This is a genomic window from Corynebacterium sp. HMSC074C05 (genome assembly GCF_001838325.1).
Taxonomy (GTDB): Bacteria; Actinomycetota; Actinomycetes; order Mycobacteriales; family Mycobacteriaceae; genus Corynebacterium; species Corynebacterium amycolatum.
Genome location: NZ_KV836291.1, coordinates 163,497 through 180,438 on the forward strand (window position 1 = coordinate 163,497; position 16,942 = coordinate 180,438).

13 protein-coding genes are annotated in these 16,942 nt (G+C 60.1%); 10 read left to right on the forward strand and 3 right to left on the reverse strand.

The window, feature by feature from the left end; all coding sequences use genetic code 11:
- Positions 1–100 precede the first annotated feature (100 nt).
- Positions 101–970 (reverse strand): DoxX family protein, encoded by an 870-nt coding sequence (locus tag HMPREF3042_RS06120; RefSeq protein WP_049170361.1) that lies wholly within the window; start codon positions 968–970, stop codon positions 101–103.
- Between the two features lie 188 nt (positions 971–1,158).
- Positions 1,159–1,866: an MBL fold metallo-hydrolase gene (locus HMPREF3042_RS06125; protein ID WP_070856527.1), complete on the reverse strand. Its 708-nt coding sequence runs from the start codon at positions 1,864–1,866 to the stop codon at positions 1,159–1,161.
- A gap of 139 nt (positions 1,867–2,005) precedes the next feature.
- Here HMPREF3042_RS06125 and uvrA point away from each other — a divergent pair, with 139 nt between their 5' ends.
- Positions 2,006–4,858: an excinuclease ABC subunit UvrA gene (uvrA, locus tag HMPREF3042_RS06130; protein ID WP_049170364.1), complete on the forward strand. Its 2,853-nt coding sequence runs from the start codon at positions 2,006–2,008 to the stop codon at positions 4,856–4,858.
- A gap of 1 nt (position 4,859) precedes the next feature.
- On the opposite strand, the gene HMPREF3042_RS06135 is transcribed toward uvrA, so the two are convergent.
- On the reverse strand, positions 4,860–7,256 hold the full coding sequence (locus HMPREF3042_RS06135) for a DUF2339 domain-containing protein (RefSeq protein ID WP_070856530.1): 2,397 nt from the start codon (positions 7,254–7,256) through the stop codon (positions 4,860–4,862).
- 413 nt (positions 7,257–7,669) lie between these two features.
- Here HMPREF3042_RS06135 and infC point away from each other — a divergent pair, with 413 nt between their 5' ends.
- The 9 genes from infC (at position 7,670) to argJ (ending at position 16,939) form a co-directional block, all read left to right on the forward strand.
- Positions 7,670–8,221 carry a translation initiation factor IF-3 gene (infC, locus tag HMPREF3042_RS06140; protein ID WP_005511730.1) on the forward strand — a complete coding sequence of 184 codons (552 nt, stop codon included), beginning with the start codon at positions 7,670–7,672 and terminating at the stop codon, positions 8,219–8,221.
- Between the two features lie 76 nt (positions 8,222–8,297).
- On the forward strand, positions 8,298–8,492 hold the full coding sequence (gene rpmI / locus HMPREF3042_RS06145; protein WP_005511726.1) for a 50S ribosomal protein L35: 195 nt from the start codon (positions 8,298–8,300) through the stop codon (positions 8,490–8,492).
- 77 nt (positions 8,493–8,569) lie between these two features.
- Positions 8,570–8,953, forward strand: coding sequence for a 50S ribosomal protein L20 (rplT, locus tag HMPREF3042_RS06150; RefSeq protein ID WP_005511721.1), 384 nt, complete (start codon positions 8,570–8,572; stop codon positions 8,951–8,953).
- 178 nt (positions 8,954–9,131) lie between these two features.
- Positions 9,132–9,962, forward strand: coding sequence for a TrmH family RNA methyltransferase (locus tag HMPREF3042_RS06155; RefSeq protein WP_070560056.1), 831 nt, complete (start codon positions 9,132–9,134; stop codon positions 9,960–9,962).
- A gap of 98 nt (positions 9,963–10,060) precedes the next feature.
- A complete protein-coding gene (gene pheS, locus HMPREF3042_RS06160; RefSeq protein ID WP_070856532.1) occupies positions 10,061–11,110 on the forward strand; it encodes a phenylalanine--tRNA ligase subunit alpha in 1,050 nt (349 codons plus the stop codon).
- Positions 11,111–11,142: 32 nt separating this feature from the next.
- Complete coding sequence (gene pheT, locus HMPREF3042_RS06165; RefSeq protein WP_070856534.1) at positions 11,143–13,635, forward strand: phenylalanine--tRNA ligase subunit beta; 2,493 nt, start codon at positions 11,143–11,145, stop codon at positions 13,633–13,635.
- Between the two features lie 27 nt (positions 13,636–13,662).
- Positions 13,663–14,499, forward strand: a complete 837-nt coding sequence (locus HMPREF3042_RS06170) for a trypsin-like serine protease (protein WP_070856536.1) — start codon at positions 13,663–13,665, stop codon at positions 14,497–14,499.
- Positions 14,500–14,693: 194 nt separating this feature from the next.
- Positions 14,694–15,734, forward strand: a complete 1,041-nt coding sequence (gene argC / locus HMPREF3042_RS06175) for an N-acetyl-gamma-glutamyl-phosphate reductase (RefSeq protein WP_210403437.1) — start codon at positions 14,694–14,696, stop codon at positions 15,732–15,734.
- Positions 15,731–16,939 (forward strand): bifunctional glutamate N-acetyltransferase/amino-acid acetyltransferase ArgJ, encoded by a 1,209-nt coding sequence (gene argJ / locus HMPREF3042_RS06180; RefSeq protein WP_070560048.1) that lies wholly within the window; start codon positions 15,731–15,733, stop codon positions 16,937–16,939. The genes argC and argJ overlap by 4 nt, the downstream gene beginning before the upstream one ends.
- Positions 16,940–16,942: the final 3 nt, after the last annotated feature.

The window sequence follows — 16,942 nt, forward strand, 5'->3', positions numbered from 1 at the left end:
TAATTGATGTGCTGAATGAATATAAAAATATGAAAACGCCCCCGCACGCGTCGTGGCGTGGGGAGCGTTTAAGTATACCGCTTTAACTGCGGCAGCAAACTTACTGCAGGCGCTTCTGCGCCTTCTTTGCAGACTTCTTGGCCTCCTTAGAAGCCTTGGCTGCGCGCTTGCGCAGTTCCTTGCGCTGCTTGCGAGTGTCCTTCTTGAGATCCTTGCCCAGGTCCTCGGCGTAGTCGCGAGCGTCCTCAGCGAGCTCGCTAGCCTTGGCAATCCAGTCGTCCTTGTTGTCCTCGACGTAGCTCTTAGCGGTGTCGAAGGCGCCGGTGAGCTGCTCGCGCCAGCCGTCCTTGTTGTCCTCGACGTATTCACGAGCCCCATCGGTGGCCTCAGAAGCGCGGTCGCGGAGCAGGCCGGCCTTTTCGCGGACGTTCTCGCCGGCGGAAGCGAAAGCTGCGCTGACTTCCTCAGTGCGCTGCTCGGTTTCAGACTTGGTCGGCAGGGCAGCCTGAACCTTCTTGTTCAGCTGCTTGCCAGCCTTCTCAGCGCGCCAAGCGACACCCGGCTTGCCGTCGGTGTCAGCGGTAGCCAGGAAGAGGCCACCCAGCAGACCGATGTCGGTCAGGAATCCAGTGCGGCGAGCCGCCTTCTCCTTCGAGTCCTGGGTCTCCCAGAATGCGTGGCGAGCCAGCATCGTCGGAATTTGTGCAGCGACCAGAGCCGTGGCGGACAGACGTGGGGCCTTACCCAGAGCGTAGAGGGAACCGGCGGCAACCTTGGTACCAGCGACGGCCTGAACAACCAGCTTCTCGCTATTTGGCACGTACTTGTTGTACTGGTTCGGGGTTACGGAGCGGACGCGGGCAATCAGGTCGCGTGCGCCCTCTTCATGATCCTTCTGGTTCATCAGCGTGTCGACACCGTCGGCAACGAAAACCGAGGCCAGCATTGGTCGGGCAAACTTGCGAATCATCTAAATTCCATCTCCTTTGTCGTCCAGGTGAAACCGTGTTTTTGGCCACCTGGTCGCTGTAATTCACTATTAATCCTACGCAGCCTGGCCTATTTATGTCGTGGGAATGACGAGTTTTCAGACGCTGCGACTGCATCTAGCGCTACCAACCGCGCTCATCCAGCACTACCAACCACGCTCATCCAGCACTACCAACCGCGCTCACGCCAGTTATCCACCTCGGGGCTCTCGACGCCAACTGTGGTGTCCTTGCCGTGGCCGGGGTGAATCACCGAGTCGGCGGGGTAGACGTGGAAGACACGGCTCTCGACATCGTCGATAAGCTGCGAAAAATCCTCGGGCGAGTACGTTTTACCGACGCCGCCGGGGAAGATGCTGTCACCGACGAAGAGGTGGTGTGACGGGGTGTCGTCGGAAAGCGCGCCGGTTTCCTTGGCGGACAGGTCGAGACAGAGGCCGCCTTTGGTGTGCCCGCGCAGGATGAACGTGGGAAGCGTGATGCCCTGGCCGAAAGTAATGGTCTCGCCGCCGTCGAGTTGCTGGTCGGCGGGTTCGGGAATGTCTGCAGCGTCGAGGCTTGACGTGATGTGGCGGGCAGGGAATGCCTGCAGGAGCTCGCCGAGCGCCTGGACGTGATCGCCGTGGGAGTGCGTGGTGACAATCGTGCGGACCTGCGCGCCGACGTGCTCGACCAGGCGGATTAAATGGTCGGCGTCGGTGGCGGCATCGATAAGTAGGGAATTGTCGGGCTCGCGGGAGTCGACCAAAAGGTAGACGTTGTTTTCCATCGGTCCGACGGAGGTCTTATAAATAGTGACATTGCCGTAGTCAATGCGTTCAACGCCGCGCGTGCTCGGCGCGTTGGAGTAGGGGCTAATTGTAATGACGTCGTTCATGCGCCCCAGGGTAATGAGGTGTCTGTCGGCGCGCTAGGAACGCAACGTAACCGCGAGTCTCTGAACACATGTGCGAAAAACTGGTTATGGACTGTAGACTAGTCGGCAGTGAATCGTCGACGAATTGAGGTTTCCCACTGTGGCTGAACGTCTAGTGGTCAGAGGCGCCCGCGAGCATAACCTGCAGGGTGTTGACATCGATTTGCCCAGAGACAAGATGGTGGTTTTCACCGGTCTGTCGGGGTCGGGTAAATCGTCACTGGCATTTGACACAATCTTCGCCGAGGGCCAGCGCCGTTACGTGGAGTCGCTGAGCTCCTATGCGCGCATGTTCCTGGGGCAGATGGAAAAACCCGATGTAGAGATGATTGAGGGGCTCTCGCCGGCGGTGTCGATCGACCAGAAGTCGACGAACCGCAACCCGCGCTCGACCGTCGGAACCATCACAGAAGTGTATGACTACCTGCGTCTGCTCTACGCGCGCACCGGTACTCCGCACTGTCCGACCTGTGGGGAAGTAATCTCCTCACAGACTCCACAGCAGATTGTCGATCAGGTCATGGAGATGCCGGAGGGCACCAAATTCCAGGTCCTCGCACCCGTCGTGCGTACGCGCAAGGGCGAGTTCGTCGACCTGTTTGAACGCCTCGCATCTGAGGGCTACGCGCGTGTCATCGTCGACGGCGAAATGCATCGCCTAACGGATCCGCCGAAGCTGAAGAAGCAGGTCAAGCATGACATTGACGTGGTTATTGACCGCCTCCAGGTGAAGGAGTCGCAGCAGCGCAGGCTCACCGATTCCGTCGAAACGGCGCTTCTGCTTGCCGACGGCGTCGTGGTCATCGACGCAGTCGGGCTAGAGGCAGATGACCCGCGTCGAACCCAGCGATTCTCGGAAAAGATGGCCTGCCCGAATGGGCACCGCATTGCTATCGATGAGCTGGAGCCACGGTCGTTTTCGTTTAACTCGCCGTATGGTGCCTGCCCGGAGTGCGACGGCATTGGCACCAAGCTGGAGGTGGACACGGACCTGGTCATTCCAGATCCGTCACTGCCGACGATCGAGGCTATTGCGCCGTGGCGACAGACGCTGAACAAGAAGTACTTTGAAAAGTTGGTCGAGGGGCTCGCTACCGAGATGAGCTTCGACCCGACCACGCCTTTCGAAGATCTCACAGCACCGCAGCGTAAGGCCCTGCTGCATGGTTCCAGCCACAAGGTCACGGTGCGCTACCGCAATAGGTACGGCCGTACTCGCCAGTACACCGCGCCGTTTGAAGGCGTGATGCCGTACCTGCACCGCAAGCTGTCGCAGGCAGAGAGTGACTCTCAGAAGGATCGCTTCCAGGGGTACATGCGTGAAGTGCCGTGTCCTGCGTGTAATGGCACGCGTCTGCGGCCAGAAATTCTTTCGGTGACGCTGGATTCGGCGGAGTTCGGGCAGAAGAATATCGCCGAGCTCACAGAGCTGTCGGTCCACGATGGCTCGGCATTCCTGAATTCGCTGACTTTGGGCAAGCGCGAGGAAATGATTGCCGGTCGCGTTCTGCGTGAGGTGCAGGCTCGTCTGAAGTTCCTGCTGGATGTGGGGCTGGACTATCTGTCCCTGTCGCGTTCGGCGGGCACGCTGTCCGGTGGCGAAGCGCAGCGAATTCGTCTGGCCACCCAGATTGGCTCGGGGCTCGCCGGCGTGCTCTATGTCTTGGATGAGCCGTCGATTGGTCTTCACCAGCGCGATAACAGTCGTCTAATCAAGACTCTGAAGAACCTGCGCGACCTGGGCAATACGCTGATTGTGGTCGAGCATGATGAGGAGACGATTCGCGAGGCCGATTGGCTGGTCGACATTGGGCCCAAGGCCGGTGAATACGGTGGACAGATCGTCTACCAGGGCGAACCGTCGGGCATTGTTGACTGCGAAGAGTCGCTGACAGGTGCGTACCTCTCGGGTCGTCGGGTGTTGGCGGTGCCGGAGAACCGGCGTGCGATTGATAAATCGCGCATGGTGACGGTCAAGGGCGCTCGCGAAAACAACCTGAAGAAGATCGACGTGAAGTTCCCCCTCGGCGTGTTGACCTGTGTGACGGGTGTTTCCGGTTCAGGCAAGTCCACCTTGGTCAACGAAATTCTGGCCAAGGTGATGAGCAACGAGCTCAACGGTGCTCGTCAGGTGCCGGGGCGACACAGCCGCGTGGAGGGGCTAGATCAGCTGGACAAGCTGGTGCAGGTTGACCAGTCGCCGATTGGTCGCACTCCACGTTCCAACCCAGCGACGTACACCGGCGTGTTCGACAAGATCCGCAACCTCTTCGCAGAGACACAAGAGGCCAAGGTTCGCGGTTATAAGCCGGGCCGGTTCAGTTTCAACGTCAAGGGCGGTCGCTGTGAGGCGTGTAAGGGCGACGGCACCATCAAAATTGAGATGAACTTCCTGCCGGATGTCTACGTGCCTTGCGAGGTTTGCCATGGCGCGCGCTACAACCGCGAAACGCTGGAGGTTCGCTACAAGGGCAAGACCATCGCTGAGGTGCTGGATATGCCCATCTCCGAGGCAGCGGAGTTCTTCGAGCCGATTCAGTCGATTGCGCGTTATCTCAATACGCTTGTCGACGTCGGCTTGGGCTATGTCCGTCTCGGACAGGCGGCAACCACGCTCTCGGGTGGTGAGGCTCAGCGCGTGAAGCTGGCCAGTGAGCTGCAGAAGCGCTCCAATGGCCGGACGGTCTACATCTTGGATGAGCCGACCACGGGTCTGCATTTTGAGGACATCCGCAAGCTCATGTTGGTGTTGCAGGGCCTGGTGGACAAGGGCAACACCGTCATTGTCATTGAGCATAATTTGGATGTCATCAAATCTGCGGACTGGATCATCGACATGGGGCCGGAAGGCGGCTCCGGCGGTGGCACGGTGGTTGTAGAGGGCACGCCGGAGGATGTCGCGAACTGTTCCGGTTCCCACACCGGGCAGTACCTGAAGCCGCTGCTTAAGTAGCTTAGGTAGTCGGCTCGTTTCCGTCGGAAATTCCTGGACCGTCGGTGCGGGTGATGCCTTCCAGTCTGTCAGCAGCGGGGGCGGTATCGGCAGCATCGGCATTTGCGGCAGCGGCAGCGCCGACAGCGTCAGAATCGCTGGCGGTGCCGTCACAGTCCGCTGCCGCTGGTTCCTCGGCATTCTTCTGCTTCGCCCCGGAGACCGCCATGGCTAGCAGAATCAGACCACAGCCGAGGAACGCCAGGGCGCGGATAACACCATCGAGTGTTGCCATGTCGTAGAAGATCAGCTTGACGATAGATAGCGCCGCAATGGTCAAACCCGCTGCCAGTCGCGCCGGAATGTGGTGGAACCTCTTCGATAGCACCAGCATGCCGGCAATCGTGGCCCAGAAAATACTCAGCAACATGTGAGCGGCGTTGAAGCTCACGCCAATAGTTGTAAGCAGCACGATAAATGGCATACCCAGCGCAGCCAGGCCGATCAGTGCAAAAGCTGGCGGCAGCTGCGACCTCGCCGCCGTCACGGCCAGGCCGACATCGGCGCACAGCAGGAACAACAGCGAAAGCATTTCTGCCCACGTTGCCGAGTAGTCAGCCGCAGCACCGGCATTCAACGCTGCGGGCAGGATGTAGAGGTGTACTACCGTTGCGCCGAGCAGCCAGGTCAGCGCCGCAATCTTTGTATAGGGTGCGACGGCATCCCGCGTTGGCTCAGGAGCTTGTAGGCGTGCACCAATCGCGCTGTACTTCGGTGCTGTGGCCAGCGCCCAGACAAAGAGCGCGGCACCGATGGAGATTGGGATGAGACCCCAGGTGTGGGTTCCAGTACCGGCTCCTGCGTCCCCTTCTGGGCCCGCCACCGCGAGTGCAAGCCAGGGCAGAATTGCCGTGGCCAAGGCCATTGGGGCGAGATAGCGGAAGATGGCACGGTTCCAAAGGAATACCGCGGCAATTGCGATGAACAGCACGAATCCGCCGTAGAACAGCAACCAGAGGCTGGAGGTGGACTGTGTGGCGTTGACCGTTGGGACTGCGGCTACAACCGGAGTCGAGAAGGCAACTACTGACGTGATGGTGACCAGATCGTCTTCCCAAGTGCTGGTCTCCGAAGACTCGTCGTCAAGCTCGGGAGTGAGTTGGCGAGCCAACGCCAGCGGGCCGAACTGAGCAAACACGAAAAGGGCAATGGTGAGTGCGGCGATTGCAGGCATCACCAGTGCATTGTTGGTCGTGATCACGCCGATGAGAACGTTTGCGCCGAGCAGGAATGCGACTACGTACTTCCGGAAGGGGATGTTCAAGAAGCAGACGATAGCGGCGATAACCATCAGTTGAAGGGTGATTTGCGCGAGCGAAGAGCTCAGCGGGCGGGCGTGGAAGTTGAGGCCGATCGTCGCCCACAGCATTAATCCGGTGTTGATTGTGATGGTCCACGCGGCGGTTGCGCTCGACTTTGTCCACCGCGCGCCGTATAGGCCGACAGCGGCGAAAGGCAGCATGATGACCAGCGTCGCCGCCACCGGAATCCAGTCGAGGAGGTAGGACATCGACATCGTTGTCAGGTGCGCAGCGGCTAGCGACGTCGCAATCAATGCCGTTACGCCAGCAGGCGGTGCTTGACGACGGTGCGCTCGCACAGCCGCGACCGCGAGCACGGTGGCCAACAAGTAAGCCAGAACCACACGCCCGGCCGGTCCAATCAGGCCGGATTGGATTGCAACCGCGACGAAGAACGCGATACCGGCAGCGGTAATGAGACCACCGAAGATGGCAATAATCTTGATGATCGCCTTCTCGTTGCGCCACCAGGGTTCGCGGGGCTCGCGAGGTTCACGCGGTGCCTCCGGCAGCTTCGGCGGCGGGGCCGAGCCGGTTGGGGAAGACTGCGGTGAGGGAGAAGACTGCGGTAAGGGAGAAGACTGCGGCGACTTCGAATCCCGCCGCCACTGGTGGGCAGAGGGGAAGCCGAACATGGGCTGCGCAGTTGCGTCGCTCTGTGGCAGGGGAGCCGGTTGATTCCGCCAGTCCGCTTGTGTTGGCGGTGGTTGCCAATTATGTTGAGGTACCCCTTGGGGCGCAGCATGGGGCGGCGCTTGAGGTGTCCGCTCAGGCGCCGATTTAGGTACCGGCGCAAATTCCGTTCCCGTAGTTTGAGGCGCGCTCGGTGCAGTCGGCGCTTGCCCGCTTGCCTGCGAAAGGCGCACCTGCCAAGTTCGGGTGAGCCGAGCCAGCCGAAGCGAGCTGGCCTCCAAATCTGCCAGAGCATGGGAAAGCTCTGAGACGGAGTCGCCGGTCAGGACAAAATCTCGGGTCGGGGGCTTGCCGTATCGGGCGGAATGCTGATTAGGGTTGGAGTTCTCGGTTTTAGGGCCAAAGCCGTTGGAGCCAGTATTCATGGTGACGACTTTAATCGTGTTTGACCTAAAAACTATGGAGAGAATCTACCAATCTGATTACAATTCCGATTGCACTTTTTAACGCTCGGTAGTGCGCCGGGGGCTGATGGTGAATAACCTGGCGTAAGAGTCGGTTTTGGTATGCGAGAACGCTTGTGTTAGCATCGCGTCTACGACCGCCAGAATGTGATGCTTCTTGCTGCCTTCGGGGAGCATTTAGTTGCATTCGGCAGCGAAGAGGATTTAAGTCCCACCCTAGGTGCGCCAAAGAATTACGGTAGCGCCGGGGTCCACCCTAATCGGTGATGTCACATCGCACGATTGGAAGGCGTCCTTATACAGTGTGTAGTAATCCGCTGTAGACGCGTGGCTTTTCTTCCTTTCCCGCTTGCTATCGCGGTTTGAAACGAAGATTGTTCAGGTTCAACCTAGGAGGCCACATCAGCGCTGAAGCTCGTATTAACGAGGATATTCGAGTACCGGAAGTCCGCCTTGTAGGACCGAATGGTGAGCAGGTGGGCGTTGTCCGCACCGGTGACGCACTCAAGCTCGCTTACGAAGCAGACCTTGACCTGGTTGAGGTTGCTCCGCGAGCAAAGCCGCCGGTCGCCAAGATTATGGACTACGGCAAGTTCAAGTACGAACAAGCCCAGAAGGCACGCGAGGCTCGAAAGAACCAGCAGCAGACTGTGGTCAAGGAGCAGAAGTTCCGTCCGAAGATTGATGACCACGACTACGAAACCAAGAAGAACAACGTTGTTCGTTTCTTGGAGAAGGGTTCGAAGGTCAAGGTCACGATTATGTTCCGTGGCCGTGAACAGTCTCGTCCAGAACTGGGATTCCGCCTGTTGGAGCGTCTGGCCGCCGATGTCGAAGAGTACGGCACCGTCGAGTCTCGCCCGAAGCAGGACGGTCGCAACATGACTATGGTCCTGGGGCCGGTTCGGAATAAGGGTAAGAAGTAACCGACCTGACCAGAAATGGTTGTAAACGAGATTTTTGCGCCACGAGCGTCAAAGATCGGTAGGGGAGAGTTTTAACATGAAGCAGAAGACCCACAAGGGCACCGCAAAGCGCATCAAGGTTACCGGTTCCGGCAAGCTGCGCCGCGAGCAGGCTAACCGCCGCCACCTCCTGGAGGGCAAGCCGTCCACTCGTACCCGTCGCCTGAAGGGCACTACGGACGTTGCTAAGTCGGACGTCAAGCGCGTCAAGCGTCTGCTGGGCAAGGCTTAATTTTTCAAGTCTCGTCCCAGGGCAATCGCCCTCTTAATTTCACTAGTTCTTAAAGACAACGAAAAGGAAGTATCACCGTGGCACGTGTGAAGCGGTCTGTTAACGCTAAGAAGAAGCGTCGCGAAGTTCTCGATTCCGCAAAGGGCTACCGTGGTCAGCGCTCTCGCCTGTACCGCAAGGCCAAGGAGCAGATGCTCCACTCCAAGACTTACGAGTTCCGCGATCGCCGCCACCGTAAGGGGCAGTTCCGTCGTCTGTGGATTCAGCGCATCAACGCTGCTGCCCGCGCTAACGACATCACCTACAACCGCTTCGTCCAGGGCCTGAACCTGGCTGGCGTTGAGGTTGACCGTAAGAACCTGGCTGAGCTGGCTGTCAACGACCCGCAGGCATTCGCTGCTCTGGTCAAGGTTGCTAAGGACGCTCTGCCGGAGGACGTCAACGCTCCTGCTGCTAAGTAAAGCAGCTACGAGGTAACTCGTACGTAGCGTCGGCAAGCGCCTGCGACTGGCAGCGCGGTCTTGCCAACATCTTTGAAAAAACCACCGTCGATTGGGTTTATGAATAACCCCGGCGGTGGTTTTTCGTATCCGCACTGGCGGTTATGAATCCCGAATCGCATCGCTAGGATTAATCACTATGAACTCTGCGCTGTACTTCAACGACGAGCCGTTTACTCCCCGCACTCCACGCGTCTCGGCGGCTATTCAGCTCCACCGTGCGGCCAAGCGGAAGAAGTCCGGGCGCTTCCTCGTCGAGGGCTTCAATTCCGTCGATGCGGCTATCCGCGCAGAGGCCGTCGTGGAAATCTTCGTCACGGCACCCGCCGCCGAGCAGTTCCGTGAGCTGCTCACGGGGTATCTCGGATCTTGGACGCAGCGTAAGTCTGTTTCGCTTATCGACGACTCCGCCGCCCGCTCATTAAGCGAAACCGTCACCACTACCGGGCTTTTCGCCGTCTGCGACACAGGTGTGGTGTCCACTTCGTTGGAGGAGGCCATTGAGGTTGGAAAGCAGTCCGGTTGTCTGGTGATTCCGGTGGAGTGCAATGACCCGGGCAATGTTGGCACGATTGTGCGCATGACTGATGCCCTCGGTGCTGGTGCGGTGATCCTTGCTGGCGATTCGGTTGACCCTTTGAACTCGAAGGCCGTGCGTTCCTCTGCGGGGTCTGTTTTCCATACACCGGTCGCACGCGAGCGCGATATCGATGTCGTTGTGGAGAGAGTCAGGGAAGCGGGCTTTGCCACCCTCGCTACGGCGATGGATGGCGCTCTCACACTCGGCGTTGATGCGCTTCCCGACGGTCCCGTCGCCTGGCTTTTTGGCAACGAAGCACATGGCCTGTCGGAGGAGATTACGGCCTCGGCGGGGGCGAGTGTGGCCATCCCGATTAAGGGCGAGGCGGAGTCGTTGAACCTCGCCACCGCAGCGGCTATGTGCCTGTGGGAGACGGTTCGGGGTAAGTAGGAAACCTCGATGGTGAGGTGCGTGCACGCGTGCAGTTATCCTCGACTATGATTGTTCCATCACAAGAACTGATAGTCCTATATAGAAGTGGTTGACACGTGAGCGATTCGCCAAATCCTATCGATCTTTCCGAGGACGCCCTCCAGGCGGCTGCGCAGAAGGCCACGGATGCCTTTGACGCTGCCGGCAACCTGGATGAGCTTTCTGTCGCCCGTCGTGAGCACTTGGGGGATGAAGGTTACATTCCGCAGGCTCGCCGCGCGCTGGGCTCTATTCCGAAGGCTGAGCGCAAGGATGCTGGTCGTCGCGTGAATGTTGTTCGCGGAGCCGTCGAGAAGCACTATGCAGAGCGTCTTGCGGTGCTGGAGGAAGAGGAAAACGCGCGCCGTCTGGTCGCGGAGCGCATCGACGTGTCGGTGGACACCACGCGAGGCCAGCGTGGCGGTATGCACCCAATTACTATCCTGTCCGAGCAGATCGGTGACATCTTCGTGGGCATGGGGTGGGAAGTTGCCGAGGGCCCGGAGGTCGAAGCCGAGTACTTCAACTTTGACGCGCTGAACTTCCTGCCGGATCACCCGGCTCGTACCCTGCAGGATACTTTCCACATTGCGCCGGAAGGATCCAAGCAGGTGCTGCGTACGCACACCTCTCCAGTTCAGGTTCGTACTCTGCAGTCGCGTGACCTGCCAATTTACGTTATCTGCCCGGGGCGTACCTTCCGTACCGATGAGCTCGATGCCACCCACACCCCGGTCTTCCACCAGGTCGAGGGGCTCGCTGTGGACAAGGGCCTGACCATGGGGCACCTGCGCGGCACGCTGGATCACATGGCAAAGGCGCTGTTCGGTCCGGAGACCAAGACCCGTATGCGCACCAACTATTTCCCGTTCACCGAGCCGTCGGCTGAGGTTGACGTCTGGTTCCCGAACAAGAAGGGCGGTGCCGGCTGGATCGAGTGGGGCGGCTGCGGCATGGTGAACCCGAACGTGCTGCGGGCCTCCGGCATTGACCCGGAGGTGTACTCGGGCTTCGCGTTCGGCATGGGCCTGGAGCGCACCCTGCAGTTCCGCAACGGTCTGACCGACATGCGCGACATGGTCGAAGGCGACGTTCGCTTCACGCAGCCGTTCGGTATCCGCGGCTAATTCACTGACCTACAGATAGGAGTTTTACTTACATGTTCATTCCACAGTCGTGGGTCACTGAAATCGTTCGCGGCCCAGAGAACACCATCAACCCGGACTGGTCCGTTACCCCGGACGAGCTGGATGAGGGCTTTGTCCGCGTTGGTTTTGAAACCGAGGGGCACGAGCCGCTGGAGAAGATCGAAGGTCCGCTGGTTTTCGGTCGTGTCGACCACATTGAGGAGCTCGAGGGCTTCAAGAAGCCAATTCGCTTCTGTCAGGTCAACGTCGGCGATGCCAATGGCACCGGCGAACTGCAGGAGATTATCTGTGGTGCCCGCAACTTCGAAGAGGGCTCGATTGTCGTCGTCGCACTGCCGGGCTGCGTGCTGCCGGGTGGTTTCGAGATTTCCGCACGGAAGACCTACGGCAAGGTTTCCAACGGCATGCTCTGCTCCGAAGCTGAGCTGGGCATGACCGATTCCTCCGCGGGTATTCTGACGCTCCCGTCGGCCCCGGCTGAGCTGGGTTCGTGCGCCAAGGAGTTCATCGGTCTCGATGACGAGAAATTCGAGGTCAACATCACTCCGGACCGCGGTTATGCGCTGTCGGCCCGCGGTCTTGGCCGCGAGATTTGCTCCGCATTCAACCTCGACTTCGCCGATCCGGCCAAGGTCAAGGAGCTACCGGTCGAAGGTGAGATCCTGGATGTCACCATCGACGAGGACACCGACACCCGCCGCTTTGGTCTGCGCCGTGTCACCGGCATCAATCCGAACGCCGAGACCCCATGGTGGATGCGCCGCCGCCTGCTGCTGGCTGGTCAGCGTCCGGTCAACGTGACCACGGACGTCACCAACTACGTGATGCTGCTGCTCGGTCAGCCGATGCACGCCTTCGATGGCTCTAAGATCGCTGGTGGCCTGCACATCCGCAACTCTAAGGCCGGCGAGACTCTGACGACTCTCGACCACGTGGACCGCAAGCTCGACCCGGCGGACGTCGTCATCTGCGACGACAACGGTATTCAGTCACTGGCCGGCATCATGGGCGGACTTACCTCCGAGATTGCCGACGACACCACCGATGTGGTCTTCGAGGCCGCCAACTGGTCGCCGCTGCACGTCTTCCGCAGCGGTCGCCGCCACAAGCTGAGCTCCGAGGCTTCACGACGTTTCGAGCGCGGCGTGGACACCGCCCTTGTCGAGCCGGCTCTGGACTTGGCCTGCCAGCTGCTCGCTGACATCGCCGGCGGCACTATCGACACTGGTCGCACCCTGCTCGGCGAGGTTGCCACCATGCCGACTATTGACTTTGCCGTCAACCGCGCCAGCGAAGTTGCGGGCGTTGATTACCCGCGTGAAACCGTCATTGGTCGCCTGCGCGAGGTCGGTTGCGAGGTCGTTGACAACGGTGACCGCCTGGCTGTCACTCCGCCAACCTGGCGCTCGGATCTGACCATGTCCGCTGATCTGGTTGAGGAAATCCTGCGACTGGAGGGTCTGGAAGACATTCCGGTTATCCTTCCAATCGCTCCGGCCGGTCGCGGTCTGACCGAGCGTCAGCTGCGCCGCCGCTTCGTCGGTCACGCGTTGGCCCACAATGGCTACCTGGAGATTCTGCCGACGCCGTTCATTGCCAACGATGTATTCGACGTCTGGGGCCTGGACGCTGATGACCCGCGTCGTAACACCGTCAAGGTCATCAACCCGTTGGAGTCCGACCACGCTCAGCTGGGCACGACTCTGCTGCCGTCCATGCTGGAGTCGCTGAAGCGCAATGTTGCTCGCGGCCAGGTCGACCTGTCGCTCTACGGTGTGGAGCAGGTATCCATCGAGCGCGGTAACGGTGTCTCGCCGATGCCGTCGACTGCCGGCTTGCCGAGCGAGGCCGAGCGCGCTGAGCTTCTGGACTCGCTGCCGGAGCAGCCACTGCACGTCGCCACTGTCGCCTGTGGGCGGATCCGCCTGGACAGCCCGTGGGGCAATGAGGCCGCGTACACCGTCGCCGATGCCATCGAAGCTGCACGCATTGTTGCCCGCGCCGCCAACGTCGAGCTGGAGATCCGTAACGCTGAGGTGCTGCCGTGGCACCCGGGCCGCTGCGCTGAGCTGTTTGTCGACGGTCACGTCGTCGGCCACGCCGGTGAGCTGCACCCGAAGGTGTGCAAGGATGCTGGTCTGCCGGAGCGCACCTGCGCTATGGAGATCAATCTCGATGCACTGCCAGTGACGGAGCACCTGCCGGCGCCGGTACTCAGCCCGTTCCCGGCCGTCCACCAGGACGTCGCGCTTGTTGTCAGCGATGAGGTCTCTGCCGCAGAGGTGGAGAAGACTCTGGTGGAAGGTGCCGGTGAGCTCCTCGAATCCATCCGTGTCTTCGATGTTTACCGTTCCGAGCAGATGGGCGAAGGCGTTCGCTCACTGGCGTACTCCCTGCGTTTCCGCGCACCGGACCGTACGCTGAAGGAAGAGGAAGCTTCCGCAGCTCGCGAGGCGGCCATTGAGTTGGCCACTACCCGTCACGGCGCTCAGCTGCGCGGCTAAAAGGGGAGGCCCCAGGGAGAGATACCCATGATTGGCATCTTGCGGCACCGCGACAACAGGCTGAATAGCGCAGAGGCACGAGAGCAGCGCGTCGGAGCGCGCGCTGTGAGCAGTGCGAAGCCTGCGGCGACTGTGGCTGCAGCTGCTGTCACGGCAGGTCTATTGCTCACCGGCGCGCCGAGTGCGGCTGCGCTGGTTGGTGGGGAGGCTGCTGCGCCCAGTGCGGCGGCGGACTCCGTGGTGTCGGTCATGGTCCGGACCAGTCCCCATACCGGAAACTTTTGCACGGGAACTGCAATCGCCCCGCAGTGGGTAATGACCGCAGCTCACTGCGTGCGTGATGTCCCGCAGCAGGTTGGGGAAGTCGAGGTCGGTTCCGGCCCGGATGCCCGGCGTGTACCGATTGATCGCTGGGAGATTGCGCCCAGCGGTGACGTAGTGCTTATTCACCTTGCGGGCGATGCAGCTCTTCGGGAGTATCCCGCAATGGAACGTCGTCAAGCGTTTTCGGAGCAAGAAACGGCAGGCACGGTCTATGGGCGATCGCTGCTCGGCGATGTTGCGGATGGCGCGCTGCCGATGGCGACCGTCACCGCGTCGATGTGCCCGGTGAAGTATCAGCAGTGCGTGCGGGAAGACTCAGTGTTGGCGCACATGGAGCGCCCCGCGGCGTTGCAGGTGGGCGATTCGGGCGGACCGCTCTTTATCGACGGCCAGCTGGCTGCGGTGTTCTCGGGTGCGGTGGCTTTTGATGGCAGCGTCGCACCGGAGGAGTCGGGTTACTATCTCTACACCACGACGTCATCGGTGGCGCAGTGGGCAGATGGTGTGATGCGCCAGGAGTCAAGCGGCGTAGTTGAATAGTCCGGCGTTGAGTAGTCCGGCGTTGAGTAGTCCGGTGTTGAATAGTCCGGCGTGCTGGTTGAGCGAAGTGTATGTACCGACGATGGCGTTATATTCATAAATCACTCACGTCACATTGGTAGGATTCCAGCACTTTGGCAACGAATTCTATGAATATCTTGCAACGCAGTGAATAAAAGTGTTGAATGTTTGACATGAGTATTTCCGTTGCCATTGCCGGTGCGACCGGTTACGCAGGAGGAGAGATCCTCCGCATCCTGTTGTCGCACCCGGCGTACCTTTCCGGCGAACTGACCATCGGCGCACTGACGGGAGCATCCAACGCGGGTGCTCGTGTGGGCGACATTATGCCTCATGTGGCACCTTTGGCTGACCGTCGTATTGAGCCGACTAATGGTGACACACTCGCTGGACATGACGTGGTGTTCCTCGGTCTGCCCCACGGTCATTCGGCTGCGATTGCAGAGCAGTTGGGGGATGACACGGTGATTATTGACTGCGGCGCGGATTTCCGCCTGCAGGATGCCGCTGAGTGGGAGCACTACTACGGCTCGGAGCACGCCGGTACCTGGGCTTACGGTATTCCAGAGCTGCCGGGCAACAGGGAAGTAGTGGCTGCTTCGAAGCGCATTGCTGTGCCGGGTTGTTTCCCCACTGGGGGTACAATTACGGCGCTGCCGGCAGTTGCAAAGAACCTGGTTAAGCCGGACCTGTCCGTTGTTTCCATCACCGGTACCTCCGGTGCGGGCAAGAAGGCGGCTGTGCCCCTGCTCGGGTCCGAGGTTATGGGCAATCTCCGCGCCTACAACACTGCGGGCAAGCACCGCCACACCGCAGAGTTCCTGCAGAACCTCAAGCCGTACGCAGAGGATCTCACCGTCAGCTTCACGCCCGTACTCGCCCCGACGTCGCGCGGCATTCTCACCACTATTACCGCCCCGCTTGTCGACGGGGTTACGGAGGCAGCCGCACGGGAAGCCTACCTCGAGTTCTACAAGGATGAGCCGTTTGTGCAGGTGTTGGCCGAAGGGCTGCTGCCGCAGACACAGTCGGTAATTGGCTCTAACTTGGTTCAGATTCAGGTCGAGGTAGATGAACGCGCCAAGCGCCTGGTGCTGACCTCGGCGATTGACAATCTGACAAAGGGCACCGGTGGTGCCGCAGTTCAGTGCATGAATTTGGTTACTGGACAGAATGAAACTGCAGGACTTCCACTGGTAGGAGTTGCCCCATGATGAAGGAAGAAAAAGAAGGTCTCGTCAACGTCGCCGGTGACGAAGGCGGCGTATGTGCACCTCAGGGGTTCGCGGCCAGCGGTGTCATTGCAGGCATCAAGGTCAGCGGAAACCCGGACATGGCGCTCATCGTAAACCAGGGGCCGGAGAAGACCGCGGCGGCTGTCTTTACCACCAACCGTGTCCAGGCTGCGCCGGTGACGGTATCCAAGAAGCACATCGCTGACGGCAAGCTGTCGGCAGTGGTGCTGAACTCCGGCAATGCCAACGCCTGCAATGGCCAGCCGGGTATTGCCGACGCCCTCGAAGTTTGCCAAAAGGTCGCAGATGGGCTCGGCGTCGACGTTACCGAGATAGGCGCCTGTTCCACTGGCTTGATTGGTGACCGGTTGCCGATGGACATTGTGCTGGCAGGTGTGCCGAAGCTGATTGAGAAACTGGGCGGCGATGTCGCCGCAGGTACGGCTGCAGCAGAGGCCATCTTGACCACTGACTTGGTGGCAAAGCAGGCCGTTGCGCATGGTGACGGATTCACTGTCGGTGCTATGGGCAAGGGTGTTGGCATGATTAGTCCGTCGATGGCCACGATGCTCGGTGTGATTACGACGGATGCGTCGGTAAGCGCAGAAATGGCGCACGAGGCTATTGCCAAGGCGAGCGAGGTTACGTTTAACCGCCTAGATATTGATGGCTCCACCTCCACCAATGACACCGTCATCATTTTGGCCAACGGTGCCTCTGGCGTGAAGCCCTCGCAGGAGGAGCTCGATCAGGCAGTGCTTAGCGTGTGTGATTCCATCGCACGCCAGATGCAGTCGGACGCCGAAGGCGTGACCAAACGTGTGTCGGTGACCGTGCGTGGCACCGGTGGCGCTGAAGATGCCCTGGTAGCTGCTCGCATTATCGGCCGCGACAACCTCTTCAAGTGTGCGATGTTCGGTTCGGACCCGAACTGGGGTCGTGTGTTGGCGGCTGTCGGCACCGCGCCGGTGGATATGGATCCGGAGCACATCACGGTTTCCTTCAATGGTCACGTAGTCTGTCGCGATACCGGTGGCACGCCTGATGCTCGTGAAGTGGATCTGTCCGGCAAGGACATCGCCGTTGAGGTTGACCTCGGTACTGGTAATCCGGAAGAGGCCACGATTCGTACGACGGACCTTTCCCACGATTACGTTCACATCAACTCGGCATATTCGTCGTAACGG

Excerpts from the sequence above, each read along its gene's own strand:
- HMPREF3042_RS06135 (WP_070856530.1), bottom strand. The coding sequence starts at position 7,256 with ATGAATACTGGCTCCAACGGCTTTGGCCCTAAAACCGAGAACTCCAAC.
- HMPREF3042_RS06170 (WP_070856536.1), top strand. The coding sequence starts at position 13,663 with ATGATTGGCATCTTGCGGCACCGCGACAACAGGCTGAATAGCGCAGAG.
- HMPREF3042_RS06155 (WP_070560056.1), top strand. The coding sequence starts at position 9,132 with ATGAACTCTGCGCTGTACTTCAACGACGAGCCGTTTACTCCCCGCACT.
- HMPREF3042_RS06120 (WP_049170361.1), bottom strand. The coding sequence starts at position 970 with ATGATTCGCAAGTTTGCCCGACCAATGCTGGCCTCGGTTTTCGTTGCC.
- pheT (WP_070856534.1), top strand. The coding sequence starts at position 11,143 with ATGTTCATTCCACAGTCGTGGGTCACTGAAATCGTTCGCGGCCCAGAG.
- argC (WP_210403437.1), top strand. The coding sequence starts at position 14,694 with ATGAGTATTTCCGTTGCCATTGCCGGTGCGACCGGTTACGCAGGAGGA.
- argJ (WP_070560048.1), top strand. The coding sequence starts at position 15,731 with ATGATGAAGGAAGAAAAAGAAGGTCTCGTCAACGTCGCCGGTGACGAA.
- rpmI (WP_005511726.1), top strand. The coding sequence starts at position 8,298 with ATGAAGCAGAAGACCCACAAGGGCACCGCAAAGCGCATCAAGGTTACC.
- HMPREF3042_RS06125 (WP_070856527.1), bottom strand. The coding sequence starts at position 1,866 with ATGAACGACGTCATTACAATTAGCCCCTACTCCAACGCGCCGAGCACG.